Origin of the sequence: Actinoallomurus acaciae (assembly GCF_042429965.1) — a bacterium.
In the GTDB taxonomy this organism is placed as follows: Bacteria; Actinomycetota; Actinomycetes; order Streptosporangiales; family Streptosporangiaceae; genus Actinoallomurus; species Actinoallomurus acaciae.
In genome coordinates this window covers 1-12,521 of the sequence record NZ_JBHLZP010000445.1, presented here as the reverse complement: position 1 = coordinate 12,521, position 12,521 = coordinate 1, and the positions used below count along the sequence as shown (strand labels likewise).

Here is a 12,521-nt window from a genome sequence, read left to right as displayed (position 1 = left end):
GGCGCCGCCAGCAGCACCGGGCCCGGCGAGGCCGCGCGCCAGTACGTGCGGGCCGGGTCCAGGTCGGGGACCACATCGTGCTCCACGGCCGTCGCCAGCACCGGTGACCACAGCCGGCCCGCGATCCCCTGGAACAGCAGCGAGGCCGCGACACGCCGTTCGCCGACGCCCAGCCGCGCGAGCACGGCGGCGATCTGGTCCGGCAGGGCGCGCCCCGCGAGCTCGGTGAACGGCCGCCAGAGCGGATGCCCGGCGATGTCGGGGTCGGTGTCGAGGGCGAAGAACGGGCCGATCCGTGCCACGTCGGCGAGCGCCGCCGTGGGTCCGAGCCGGTCCTTCATCACCGCCCGAGCCTGCCAGATACGGCGCGGCCGGTCCACTCTGCGACGATTGAGCCGTGATCTATGACCATCCTGAGGCGTACGAGCTGGCGTGTTCCTTCCGTGACGTGAGTGCCGAGGTGGACGCCCTGCTCACGTGGGCGGGCCCGGCGCGTACGGTGCTGGAGCTCGCCGCGGGTCCGGCCGAGCACGCGCGGGAGTTCGCCCGCCGGGGCGTCACGGCGACCGCCCTGGACCTGAGCCCGGCGATGTGCGCGTACGCGCGCTCGCGGGGCGAGGGCCTGCCGCTGGAGGTGGTGGAGGCGGACATGACCGGGTTCCGGCTCGTCCGCCGGTTCGACCTGGTCGTGACCATGCTCGACTCGACCGCGCACCTCATGACGCTGGACGCCTTCGTGGCGTACCTCACCCGCGTCCGTGAGCACCTGGCCGACGACGGGCTCGCCGTCATCGAGATGAGCCATCCGGCCGACCGGCTCGGCGACACCCCGCGTGTCTCGAACGCCTGGACGGTCGGCAAGGACGGCGTGAGCGCGCACGTGCGCTGGGGCGAGCCCGGCGACGAGCTGGACCCGATCACCCAGGTCGTCCGCGACCGGGTGACCATCGCGATCGACGGCGGTGAGGTGATCCAGGGCGTCGTGCCCTACCGGTTCTGGACCGCGACCGAACTCCAGGCCGCGATCCGGCTGGCGGGCGGCCTCACCGTCGAGGCCCAGTACGGCGACTTCGACGCCGGGGTCTCGCTGGACTCCGCGGACGCCTGGCGCATGATCACGCTCCTGCGCCGCTGAGGCCTCAGGGGACCGCGGGCCGGGAGATGATCTCCGAGGGCAGTTCGCCGGCGGCGGCCCGGTCGAGCACGAACAGCGTCCGCTCGCGTCCTCGGGCGCCGGCGGCCGGCACCTGCGCCGGGTCCGCGTCGGACAGGGCCAGCCGCGCGGCCTTGGCCTTCGACTCGCCCGCGGCGAGGATCCACACCTCCTGGGCGGTGCGAAGCGCCGGGAGGGACAGGCTCAGGCGGGTGGGCGGTGGCTTCGGCGCCCCATGGACGGCCACGACCGGGCGGCTCTCCCGCAGCGCGGGCAGGTCCGGGAACAGCGATGCCACGTGCGCGTCCGGGCCCAGGCCGAGCATGAGCACGTCGAAGGACGGCACGTCGCCGTGCGGGGCCGCCGTCCGCAGCTCCTCGGCGTACCGTTCGGCGGCGTCCTCGGGGGTGCGCCCCGAGTCGGACGCGGGCATCGGGTGCACGCGGCGCTCGTCCACGTCGACGTGGTCGAGCAGGGCCGCACGCGCGCCGGTCTCGTTCCGCTCCTCGTGGCCCGCGGGCAGGTAGCGCTCGTCGCCCCACCAGATGTCCAGATTGCGCCAGTCGACGGCGTCGCGGGCGGGCGAGGCGGCCACCTCGGCCAGGACGGCGGTGCCCACGCCGCCCCCGGTGAGGACGATGTGGGCGCCGCCGCCCGCGGACTGCGCGTCCACGATCCGTGTCACCAGCCGCGCGGCGGCGGCCTTGGCGAGCAGGTCCTGGTCCCGGTGGACGACGACGGACGGCACGGTCACGACTTCTTCGCCCTCGGCTTCGCGGCGCTCTTGGCGGCGGGGGCCGCGGGGTCGGCCGGCGCGGACGCCGTCTCCGGGCCCTTGGCGAACCGCTGGATCGCCTCGTAGTAGACCTCGTCGGGGTCGAGCCGCCGCAGCTCCTCGGCGAGCAGCTCGGCGGTCGAGCGCCGGTGCAGCGCGACCTGGCGGTCGGGCTGGTCGGGCCGGGAGAGTGTCGCGACCCGGCCGTCCGGGCGGGTGACCGCGATCTCACCCTCCTTGGTGGTGAGGCGCACCGCCGTGATGCCCGGTCCGCGGGATTCGGTGATCTCCGCCGGGACGCCGAGGCGTACGGACAGCCAGCCGCCGAGCAGCGCCGCGCTCGGGCTGCCGGAGTCGGCCTCGATGCGGGCGGTCGTGACGTCCTCGTGCGGCTGGTCGAGGGCCGCGGCGAGCAGTGAACGCCACGGTGTGACGCGCGCCCACGCGAAGTCGGTGTCGCCGGGCAGGTAGCCGCCGGCCAGGCGCCGCAGCGTGCCGAGCGCGTCGGCGCCGCTCGCCGAGTCGGTCACCCGGCGCTGGGCGAGCGCGCCGAGGGCCTCCTCGCTCGGCCGGTCCGGCGCCGTGCCCGGCCACCAGGTGACGACGGGCGTGTCGGGCACCAGCAGCGGCAGCACGACCGAGTCGGCGTGCTCGGCGAGCTGGCCGTACATCCGCAGCAGCACGGTCTCGCCGGGACCGCTCTCGCCGACGCGGACCTCGGCGTCGAAGCGGGGCTCGGCCTCGCGGCCCCGGGCGATCACGCCGAGGATGCGGCAGGGATGCTCGCGCGCCACCTCCGTGGCGGCGCGGATCGCGTCGTACTGCGCCGCCTCGTCGGTCACGACGATCAGCGTCAGCACCTTGCCGGTGGCCGGGCCGCCCATCCGGTGGCGGGTCGCGGTCAGCGCGTCCTGGATCTTGCGGGTGCTGGTGTTCGCCAGATCGATGATCATGCTTAGAGTCGCCTCCACGCTCGGCCGTCGCGCGCCATCATCTCGTCCGCCGCCTTGGGCCCCCAGCTGCCCGAGGGATACGGCTCCGGGGCGCCGTGCTTGTCCCAGTACTCCTCGACCGGGTCGAGGATCCGCCAGGACAGCTCGACCTCCTCCTGACGGGGGAAGAGCGGCGGATCGCCGATCAGCACGTCCAGCAGCAGCCGCTCGTACGCCTCGGGAGAGGACTCGGTGAACGACTCGCCGTAGTCGAAATCCATGTTGACGTCGCGGACCTCCATCGAGGTGCCCGGCACCTTCGAGCCGAACCGCAGGGTCACGCCCTCGTCCGGCTGAACCCTGATGACCAGGGCGTTCTGGCCCAGCTCCTCGGTGTCGGTCTGCGCGAACGGCAGGTGCGGCGCCCGCTGGAACATCAGCGCCACCTCGGTGGCGCGGCGGGCCAGGCGCTTGCCGGTGCGCAGGTAGAACGGCACGCCCGCCCAGCGGCGCGTGTCGATGTCGAGGCGCATCGCCGCGTACGTGTCGGTGCGCGAGCCCGGCGAGATGCCCTCCTCCTCGCGGAACCCGGGCACCTTGACGCCGCCCTGCCAGCCCGCGGTGTACTGGCCGCGCACGGTGTAGGCGTCCAGGTCGGCCGGCAGACGTACCGCGGACAGGATCTTGGCCTTCTCCGCGCGTACGGACTCGGCCTCGAAGGAGACCGGCTCCTCCATCGCGGTCAGCGCCAGGAGCTGGAGCAGGTGGTTCTGGATCACGTCGCGGGCGGCGCCGATGCCGTCGAAGTAGCCGGCCCGGCCGCCGATGCCGATGTCCTCGGCCATCGTGATCTGCACATGGTCGACGTACGAGCGGTTCCAGAGCGGCTCGTACAGAGTGTTGGCGAAGCGCAGCGCCAGGATGTTCTGGACCGTCTCCTTGCCGAGGTAGTGGTCGATGCGGAAGATCGACTCCTCGGGGAAGACCTCGTGCAGGATCTCGTTGAGCTCCCGCGCGCTGGCCAGGTCGTGGCCGAACGGCTTCTCGATGACGACGCGCCGCCAGGAGTCCTCCGACGGCTTGGACAGCCCACTGCGCTGGAGCTGCTTGACGACGTCCTGGAAGAACTTCGGCGGGATCGACAGGTAGAACGCGTAGTTGCCACCCGTGCCCCGCTTGACGTCCAGCTCCTTGACGGCCGTCGCGAGCTGGTCGAACGCCGCGTCGTCGTCGAAGGTGCCCGGCACGAAGTGGATGCCCTCGCTGAGCTGGTTCCAGACCTCCTCGCGGAAGGGCGTCCGCGCGTGCTCCTTGACCGCGTCGTGCGCGAGCTGGCGGAAGTCCTGGTGCTCCCAGTCGCGGCGCGCGAAGCCGACCACGGCGAAGCCCGGCGGCAGCAGGCCGCGGTTGGCCAGGTCGTAGATCGCCGGGAGCAGCTTCTTACGGGACAGATCCCCGGTGACCCCGAACAGCACGAGCACGCATGGCCCGGCCACGCGTGGCAGACGCTTGTCGCGGGGATCGCGAAGCGGGTTGAGGAAGTTCTCGATCCGCGTCATCTGCCATCTCCGTCCTGCGTTGCGGCTGTTCCGGTGGGCCGACTGATGCCCGACATCCCCGTCCTCCCTGGGCAGTGGCGCGCCCGGCGGACCAGGCGCTCCGGCCGCGGGCCTGGCCGCGCGGCGATCGCGTGTCTCCGGTCATCGGCGAGCCGATGACCACTATCCCGAACCATCACGTCGTGCCCGATCTTCCCCCGTCGGCGGAATGTACGCCGTCGCGGACGCCGGCCCTCCGCATTGTTCCATTCTCCGGCACATGCCATATCACCCGACATGGCATGTCTTCTCCGATCGTTGCAGTTGATGGGGGTCCATGGGGCCGAACGTGCGGTAAACACCCGGAAAAGTGGATCACATCGCATGGGCCCTCATCGCCGATGTTCAGCCGCCGAGCGCGGCTTCCAGTCTCGCCAGTCCGGCCGCCCGGTCCCGCAGGTGCAGGCGCACCACCGTGAGCCCCCGCGAGCGCAGGGCCCGCAGGTCGGCGAAGGCCTGGGCGAGTTGCAGCGTGCCGAGGGAGTACGGCCGGCCCGGCACGTCGACGTCGGCGGTGACCGCCCCGGTGATCTGCAGGAACAGGCCCGTACGCGGCCCGTCCTTGTACACCTGTCCGGTCGAGTGCAGCAGCCGCGGTGCCAGGCCGAACGCCACCTGGGCGTCGCGGTCGTGGGCCGCCCGGCGGGCGAGCGGCGGGCGCAGCCCGGCCGTGTCATCCGCCGTGTCGAGATAGGCCATCACCGCGATGTAGCCGTCGGAGGGGGCGGCGTGGCTGAACGCGTCGAACACGTCGCGGAGGTCCTTGGCGCCTTCCAGCATGTCGCCGGTGGCGTGCACCTCCACCTCGCCGTCCACCAGGACCGGCTCGCGGCCGATCACGACCGGGGGCGTGCCGTCCTCCGCGCCGCGCAGCAGGCCCGACAGGGCCTCCTCGGCCTCGCGGACCGCCGGCCGGTCGAACGGGCTGACCCCGATGACCCGGCAGGCCACCGCGGCGGCGTACTCCCACAGCAGGAACAGCGCGCCCAGTGGCCCGGACACGGCCAGCCCGGCGCCTTCGGCCGGGGCGCCGAGCACCAGCCGGTGAACGTCACGGGTGGCACCGAAGCCCGGCGCGGCCGGGCCCTCCACGACGACCGGCACGACACCGCCGCCGCCCTTGCCGGTCGACTCGGCGACCAGTTGCTCGACCCAGCGGTCCAGGCCCGCCGGGCCCGAGCCGTCGTCGGCGATGAGCAGCCGGTCCCGTCCGTTCGCCGGCCCGGTGCCCAGTGCGGTGCCCAGCACGAGCCCGGGGTTGTCGTAGGCGAGCAGCAGCGAGGGGACGAGGGCTTCGGCCTGGTCCAGCAGCCGCCGGACGTCGGCGCCGCACAGCGCCGCGGGCACCAGGGCGTAGGCGCTCAACGCGCCGAAGCAGCCGTCCACCGCCGGGTCGGCGGCACGAACGTGGGGCCGGAGGCCTCCAGGGACGAGCCGGGAGGCCCCACGACCACGATGCGGCCGGCCGGGTCGATGCCCGCGTCGCGGAAGGCGCGCTCGAAGACGCGCCGGACCCCGTCGGTCTCGACCGTCTCCGCGCCGGAGACGACCAGCAGTGTGCGGTCGAGCGGACCCCGGCCCGCGCGCCGGACCTGGTGCGGGTCGACCGTGTCGAGCAGCGTGAGGTCCACGCCGTGGGCACGGGCGATCACCTCGGCGGCCAGGCACGCGCCGCCCGCGCCGGCGACGACGACGAGGTCCAGGCCCGCGAAGCGCTCGACGAGCTCGTCGAGGCGGGGGAGCAGCCGGTGCGAGCGTTCGGGTGCGTGCACCCAGCCGAGCCGCTCGGCCGCCTCCTGCGTGGCCTCCGGCCCCCACAGGCTGGCATTGCCGCCCATCAGGGCGGCCGGAACGCCGTCGGCGGCCAGCCGCTCGAGGACGCCGTCGGTCTCATCGACCGCGTCGCCCTGGACGGTCACCGACACACCGCCTCCGGTCACGCGCAACGTCACGAGGCCTCCTTCGCCGGCCCCGTGACGAAGACGCCGTGCCGGATGGTTCGCTCGCTCACAGTGCCTCCCGGTCCACCCCGTACCCGGGCTGGTACTGCCCGTTCCAGGCCCGACCTACCCTGCCTTGGCCTCCAGTTCATTCTTGACCGTGTCGAGGAGCTCCTTCCAGGAGGCCTCGAACTTCTCCACGCCCTCCTCCTCGAGGACGCGGACGACGTCGTCGTAGTCGACGCCGGCCTCCTTGAGCGCGGTCATGAGCCGCCGGGCCTCGTCGTACCGGCCCTGGACCGTGTTGCCCGTGATCCTGCCGTGGTCGGCGGTCGCGTCCAGCGTCGCCTCCGGCATCGTGTTGACCTCTTGCGGCGCCACGAGCTCGTCGACGTACATGGTGTCGGGGTAGTCCGGGTTCTTCACGCCGGTCGAGGCCCAGAGGGGACGCTGCGGGCGGGCGCCCGCGTCCTTCAGCGCCGTCCAGCGGTCGGTGCCGAACTTCTCCTCGAACAGGGCGTACGCCAGGCGGGCGTTGGCGATGGCGGCCTTGCCCTTCAACCCGGTCTCGCCGAGCTTGTCCAGGCGCTTGTCGATCTCGGTGTCGACCCGGCTGACGAAGAACGACGCCACGGATTCGATCTTGGACAGGTCGTGGCCGTTCGCCCGCGCCTTCTCCAGGCCCTCGAAGAACGCGTCGATGACCTGGCCGTACCGCTCCAGCGAGAAGATCAGCGTGACGTTCACGCTGATGCCCCGCGCCAGCGTCTCGGTGATCGCCGGCAGCCCGGCGAGCGTCGCGGGGATCTTGATGAAGGTGTTCGGCCGGTCGACCAGCCACCACAGCGCCCTGGCCTCGGCGACGGTCTTCTCGGTGTCGTGGGCGAGGCGCGGGTCGACCTCGATGGACACGCGTCCGTCGACGCCGTCCGTGCGGTCGTGGACCGGCCGCAGGACGTCGGCCGCCCACCGGATGTCGTACGTCGTGATGGCCCGGACGGCCTCCTCGACGTCGACGCCGCGCACGGCCAGCTCACGGACCTGCTCGTCGTAGGCCGAGCCCTTGCTGAGCGCCTTGGCGAAGATCGTCGGGTTGGACGTCACGCCGACGACGTGCTTCTCCTTGATCAGCTGGGCGAGGTTGCCGCTCCGCAGCCGCTCGCGGCTGATGTCGTCGAGCCAGATGGACACGCCCTCGTCGGAGAGCGCCTTCAGGTTGTCACTCATCTCTCTCCTCAGTTCCCGGTCGTCGAACCCTGGCCGGCCGCGTTCACCTTCGTGAGGCTGGCGCGCGCCGCGGCCACGACCCGGTCGGCCGTGAAGCCGAACTGCTGGAACAACGTCTGGTAGTCGGCCGACGCGCCGAAGTGCTCCAGGCTCACGCTCTCGCCCGCGTCGCCGACGTAGGTGCGCCACCCGAGGGCCACTCCGGCCTCCACGGACACGCGCGCGCGCACCGCCGGGGGCAGCACCTGCTGCTTGTAGGCCTCGTCCTGCTCCTCGAACCACTCCACCGACGGCATGGAGACGACCCGCGTGGGCGTGCCCTCGCCTTCGAGGACCTCACGGGCCTCCACCGCGATCTGCACCTCACTGCCGGTGGCGATGAGGATGACGTCCGGCTGCCCGTTCGAGGCGTCGGTCAGGACGTATCCGCCCTTGGCGGCGCCCTCGGCCGAGCCGAACCGCGAGCGGTCGAACGTGGGCACCTTCTGCCGGGTGAGCGCCAGGCCCGCCGGGCGGTGGGGGTTCTCGAGGATGGTCCGCCAGGCGACGGCCGTCTCGTTGGCGTCCGCCGGCCGGACGACGTCGAGGCCGGGGATCGCGCGCAGGGCCCAGAGGTGCTCGACCGGCTGGTGGGTCGGGCCATCCTCGCCGAGGCCGATCGAGTCGTGCGTCCACACGTAGGTCACGGGCAGCTTCATCAGCGCGGCCAGCCGCACGGCCGGGCGCATGTAGTCGCTGAAGACCAGGAACGTGCCGCCGTAGGGGCGGGTGCCGTCGTGCAGGGCGATGCCGTTCATGATCGCGCCCATGCCGTGCTCGCGGATGCCGAAGTGCAGCGTGCGGCCGTAGCGGTTCCCGGGGTAGTCCTTGGTCTGGTACTCCTCGGGGATGAAGGACGGCTCGCCCTTCATCGTCGTGTTGTTGCTGCCCGCCAGGTCGGCCGAGCCGCCCCACAGCTCCGGCAGCACCGGGCCGATCGCGCCGAGGACCTCGCCGGAGGCCGCGCGGGTCGCGACGGCCTTGCCCGCCTCGAACTCCGGCAGCTTGGCGGTCCAGCCGTCCGGCAGCCGGTGGGCGCTGATGCGGTCGTACTCCGACGCGCGCTCGGGGTTGCCCGCGCGCCAGGCGTCGAAGGCCTGGTTCCACTCGGCGTGCGCCTCGCGGCCGCGCTCGACCACCGCGCGCGCGTGCCGGAGGGCCTCCTCGGACACGTCGAAGGTCTTGTCCGGGTCCAGGCCGAGCACCCGCTTGGTCGCGGCGACCTCCTCGGCGCCGAGCGCGGCGCCGTGAGCCTTGCCGGTGTTCTGCAGGTTGGGCGCGGGCCAGCCGATGATGGTGCGCAGCGAGATCAGCGACGGGCGGCCGAGCTCGGCCTTGGCGGCCAGCAGCGCGCGGTAGAGGGCCCCGGGGTCCTCCTTGTAGTGCTCGCCTTGCGCGCCTCCGGCACGACCCCTGTCCTCGGAGGTCCAGTCGACCTTCTGGACGTGCCAGCCGTACGCCTCGTAGCGCGCGGCGACGTCCTCGGACTTGGCGATCTGCGTGTCGTCCTCGATCGAGATCCGGTTGTCGTCGTAGATGACGATGAGGTTGCCGAGCTTCTGGTGACCGGCGAGGGAGCTGACCTCGTGGCTGATGCCCTCTTCGATGTCACCGTCGGAGGCGATCGAGTAGATGTAGTGGTCGAACGGGCTGTCGCCGAACGACGGCTCCGGGTCGAACAGGCCGCGCTCGCGCCGCGACGCCATCGCCATGCCCACGGCGTTGCCCAGGCCCTGGCCCAGCGGGCCCGTCGTGGTCTCGACGCCGATGGTGTGGCCGTGCTCGGGGTGCCCCGGGGTGAGGCTGCCCCACTTGCGCAGGCCCTTCAGGTCATCGAGGGTGAGACCGTAGCCGGACAGGTACAGCTGGATGTAGAGCGTCAGGCTGCTGTGCCCCGCGGACAGCACGAAGCGGTCGCGGCCGGCCCAGTCCGGGTCGGTCGGGTCGTGGCGCATCACCCGCTGGAACAGCAGGTAGGCGGCCGGCGCCAGGCTCATCGCGGTGCCGGGGTGACCGGAGCCCGCCTCCTCGACGGCGTCCATGGCGAGCGCGCGGACCGTGTCCACGGCCCGTCCGTCCAGCTCGGTCCAGGTGAAGGTGTTGTCGGAATCCGTACTCACGAGACGCTCCAGGCTCCTCTCGGCTACGTGCATGCCCCCGTCGGCCCGCCCCCCGCGGGCGGAAAAGCGTGCCTCGATCCGGGGAGCACCTTGATCAGGCCACTCCTCGGGGCCCTCGGCGAGCCTATCGCTCGCAGGACTTTTGCCGGGCGCGGGAGCCTATGTGTCGTTTAACGTCGTGTCGCGTACGGCACTTCCCGCGATCCCGGTCGCGAATCATCGGTCCGTCCGCGCGTCCGCCGACCCCGATGACGGGGTGTGCCGCCACCGGGGCTACAGTGATGGCGCGGCCGTGGCCGGAGAGTGATAAGGCCCGGATTCAGAGCAAAGCGGCGGTAAAGATTCGAGGATTTGTCACAGTGCCCTTTTATGTCGAGAACACGCCCGTGGACGTCCTGTGACGGTGGTCATCAACCGTCCCGTGCGGACGTCCGCGCCCGTGGGTCCCGGCCGCCGCCCCTTCGGCGCGCTCGTCCGCGCCTACGTGGCGTTGACGAAGCCCCGGATCATCGAACTGCTGCTGATCACCACGCTCCCGGTCATGTTCCTCGCGGCCGGCGGTCTCCCGCCGCTGTGGCCGGTGATCGCCACGCTGGCGGGCGGCATGCTGTCGGCGGGCAGCGCCAACGCGCTCAACTGCTACATCGACCGCGACATCGACGCCAAGATGCGCCGCACGCGCCGCAGGCCGCTGCCCATGGTGCAGGTCACGCCGCGCGAGACGCTGGTGTTCGGCGTCACGCTGGCCGTCGCCTCGACGCTGTTCCTCGGGCTGGCCCTCAACTGGCTGGCCGCCGGCATGTCGGTGTTCGCGATCTGCTTCTACGTCTTCGTCTACTCGCTGCTGCTCAAGCGGCGCACCACGCAGAACGTCGTGTGGGGCGGCATCGCCGGCTGCATGCCCGTCATGATCGGCTGGTCGGCGCTGACCGGGCGCCTCGACTGGACGCCGCTCGTGCTGTTCCTCGTGGTGTTCTTCTGGACGCCGCCGCACACGTGGACGCTCGCGATGCGCTACCGCGACGACTACGCCGCCGCGAACGTCCCGATGCTGCCGGTGGTGGCCACCGAGCGCCGCGTGGCCATCGAGGTCATCGTCTACACCTGGGTCACGGTGGCGTGTTCGCTGGCGCTGTGGCCGGTGGCGCACACGACGCTCTTCTACCCGGTCGTGGCCGCCGTGCTCGGCGCCGTCTCGCTCCTGGAGGCCTACCGCCTGCTCGGGCGGGTCCGCCGCGGCGTCACCGGCGCGGTGCTCAAGCCGATGCGTTACTTCCACCTGTCGAACGCCTACTTGGCGCTGCTGTTCCTGGCCGTCGCGATCGACCCGTTGCTCCACTGAGAGTTAATGTCGCGGCATGGCGCGCGTTGACCCCAAGGCGATCCTCGAAGGACGCATGCCCGGACGGGCACCGGTCGGACTCATCGTCGGACTCATCGTCTCGACACTGTGCGCGCTCATCGTGCTCGGGCTGGACGCCCTCAACGGCGCGCCGTTCGTCGTCGGGCTGATCCTGGCGATCCTGCCGGTGCCGCTCCTGGTGTCGCTGGTCCTCATGCTCGACCGGCTGGAGCCCGAACCCTGGCGTGCGCTGGTGTTCGCGTTCATGTGGGGCGCGGGCGTGGCCGTGCTGGGCGCGCTGATCCTCAACACCGCGGGCTACGAACTGCTGACCAAACCGGTCTTCGGCGAGCGCGGCGAGCTCGTCACCGCCTCGATCGGCGCACCGCTGGTGGAGGAGTCGCTCAAGGGCGCGGTGCTGTTCGGGTTCTTGTGGTTCCGCCGGAACGAGCTCGACGGCCTGACCGACGGCATCATCTACGCGGCCATGGTCGCCCTCGGCTTCGCGATGATGGAGAACATCGGCTACTACATGCGGGCGGTCAACCAGCACAACATCGAGGCCGTCTTCATCATGCGCGGCGTGATCTCGCCGTTCGGGCATCCGCTGTTCACCTCGATGACCGGGCTCGGCGTGGCGTACGCGGCGCTGCACCGCGGCGCCGCGCGGGTCGCCGCGCCCGTCGCCGGGCTGTGCGGGGCGATGCTGCTGCACGGTGCCTGGAACTTCTCCAGCGCCTTCGGCTTCCGTGGCCTCACCGTCGCGTACGGCATCGACTTCTGCATCATCGTCGGCCTGATCGTCATCGTGGCCCGCGAGCGGCGGCAGACCGTACGGCTGATCCGGCTCCACCTGCCGATGTACGCCGGCACGGGCCTCGTGACGCCGCAGGACATCCAGATGCTCGGCAACATCGGGCTCCGGCGCCGGGCCCGGCAGTGGGCCCGCATGGCCGGCGGCAGCCAGGCCAAGCGCGCCATGGGCGACTACCAACTCGCCGCGACCGAACTCGCACTGCTGCACCAGCGCGCCGCGCGCGGGGTGGCCGAGCCCGCCTGGTTCTACCGGCGGCGGCTCGACCTGATGAACCTCATGCACGTGGCGCGGCAGGCCTTCCAGGTGCGCCGGACGCGGCCGCTGATGCCACCGTGGGCCGGGCCGGACCAGTCGGGCTTCCTGCGGCCGGGCCCGTCCTTCGGCCCGCCGCCACCCGGCCCGTTCCACCCCCAGGGCCCGTACGGCTCCGCCTGACGCGAACGGTCACGTCAGCAGCAGTGTCTTGCCGATCGCCGCACGTGCCTCGATCGCCGCGTGCGCCTCGGCGGCCCGTTCGAGCGGGAGCGTCTGCCCGATGGGCGGCGTGATCCGGCCCGCGGCCGCCGCGGCCAGCGCGA

Annotated in this window: 11 protein-coding genes and 1 pseudogene; 3 read left to right on the top strand and 9 right to left on the bottom strand. The window is 72.1% G+C overall.

The features are described 5' to 3' along the window. A pseudogene (locus ACFFNX_RS37960) lies at positions 1 to 344 on the bottom strand ((2Fe-2S)-binding protein); the annotation flags it as partial. A 53-nt stretch (positions 345 to 397) separates the two neighbouring features. Between ACFFNX_RS37960 and ACFFNX_RS37955 the strand changes: the two are divergent. Further along, positions 398 to 1,135 carry a class I SAM-dependent methyltransferase gene (locus tag ACFFNX_RS37955; RefSeq protein WP_378210908.1) on the top strand — a complete coding sequence of 246 codons (738 nt, stop codon included), beginning with the start codon at positions 398 to 400 and terminating at the stop codon, positions 1,133 to 1,135. Positions 1,136 to 1,139: 4 nt separating this feature from the next. Here the strand turns inward: ACFFNX_RS37955 and pgl are convergent, their stop codons facing one another. The 7 genes from pgl to tkt form a co-directional block, all read right to left on the bottom strand. Next, complete coding sequence (gene pgl, locus ACFFNX_RS37950; RefSeq protein WP_378210906.1) at positions 1,140 to 1,907, bottom strand: 6-phosphogluconolactonase; 768 nt, start codon at positions 1,905 to 1,907, stop codon at positions 1,140 to 1,142. Continuing rightward, positions 1,904 to 2,881 carry a glucose-6-phosphate dehydrogenase assembly protein OpcA gene (locus ACFFNX_RS37945; RefSeq protein WP_378210904.1) on the bottom strand — a complete coding sequence of 326 codons (978 nt, stop codon included), beginning with the start codon at positions 2,879 to 2,881 and terminating at the stop codon, positions 1,904 to 1,906. The genes pgl and ACFFNX_RS37945 overlap by 4 nt, the downstream gene beginning before the upstream one ends. Positions 2,882 to 2,883: 2 nt before the next feature. Further along, positions 2,884 to 4,419: a glucose-6-phosphate dehydrogenase gene (gene zwf, locus ACFFNX_RS37940; RefSeq protein WP_378210902.1), complete on the bottom strand. Its 1,536-nt coding sequence runs from the start codon at positions 4,417 to 4,419 to the stop codon at positions 2,884 to 2,886. 384 nt (positions 4,420 to 4,803) lie between these two features. Continuing rightward, on the bottom strand, positions 4,804 to 5,844 hold the full coding sequence (locus ACFFNX_RS37935) for a hypothetical protein (protein ID WP_378210900.1): 1,041 nt from the start codon (positions 5,842 to 5,844) through the stop codon (positions 4,804 to 4,806). Continuing rightward, the gene (locus tag ACFFNX_RS37930) at positions 5,820 to 6,410 is read right to left on the bottom strand and encodes a hypothetical protein (RefSeq protein ID WP_378210898.1); all 591 of its coding nucleotides are present in this window, start codon (positions 6,408 to 6,410) and stop codon (positions 5,820 to 5,822) included. The genes ACFFNX_RS37935 and ACFFNX_RS37930 overlap by 25 nt, the downstream gene beginning before the upstream one ends. Before the next feature lie 114 nt (positions 6,411 to 6,524). Further along, positions 6,525 to 7,625: a transaldolase gene (gene tal / locus ACFFNX_RS37925; RefSeq protein ID WP_378210897.1), complete on the bottom strand. Its 1,101-nt coding sequence runs from the start codon at positions 7,623 to 7,625 to the stop codon at positions 6,525 to 6,527. Between the two features lie 8 nt (positions 7,626 to 7,633). Continuing rightward, positions 7,634 to 9,784 (bottom strand): transketolase, encoded by a 2,151-nt coding sequence (gene tkt / locus ACFFNX_RS37920; protein ID WP_378210896.1) that lies wholly within the window; start codon positions 9,782 to 9,784, stop codon positions 7,634 to 7,636. A gap of 397 nt (positions 9,785 to 10,181) precedes the next feature. Between tkt and ACFFNX_RS37915 the strand changes: the two genes are divergently transcribed. Together ACFFNX_RS37915 and ACFFNX_RS37910 are read left to right on the top strand one after the other, a co-directional pair. Further along, complete coding sequence (locus ACFFNX_RS37915; protein ID WP_378210895.1) at positions 10,182 to 11,126, top strand: heme o synthase; 945 nt, start codon at positions 10,182 to 10,184, stop codon at positions 11,124 to 11,126. A gap of 16 nt (positions 11,127 to 11,142) precedes the next feature. After that, a complete protein-coding gene (locus tag ACFFNX_RS37910) occupies positions 11,143 to 12,378 on the top strand; it encodes a PrsW family intramembrane metalloprotease (RefSeq protein WP_378210894.1) in 1,236 nt (411 codons plus the stop codon). 9 nt (positions 12,379 to 12,387) lie between these two features. On the opposite strand, the gene ACFFNX_RS37905 is transcribed toward ACFFNX_RS37910, so the two are convergent. Beyond that, positions 12,388 to 12,516, bottom strand: a complete 129-nt coding sequence (locus ACFFNX_RS37905; protein ID WP_378210910.1) for a zinc-binding dehydrogenase — start codon at positions 12,514 to 12,516, stop codon at positions 12,388 to 12,390. Between the last annotated feature and the right edge of the window lie 5 nt (positions 12,517 to 12,521).

Excerpts from the sequence above, each read along its gene's own strand:
- ACFFNX_RS37945 (WP_378210904.1), bottom strand. The coding sequence starts at position 2,881 with ATGATCATCGATCTGGCGAACACCAGCACCCGCAAGATCCAGGACGCG.
- zwf (WP_378210902.1), bottom strand. The coding sequence starts at position 4,419 with ATGACGCGGATCGAGAACTTCCTCAACCCGCTTCGCGATCCCCGCGAC.
- tal (WP_378210897.1), bottom strand. The coding sequence starts at position 7,625 with ATGAGTGACAACCTGAAGGCGCTCTCCGACGAGGGCGTGTCCATCTGG.
- ACFFNX_RS37910 (WP_378210894.1), top strand. The coding sequence starts at position 11,143 with ATGGCGCGCGTTGACCCCAAGGCGATCCTCGAAGGACGCATGCCCGGA.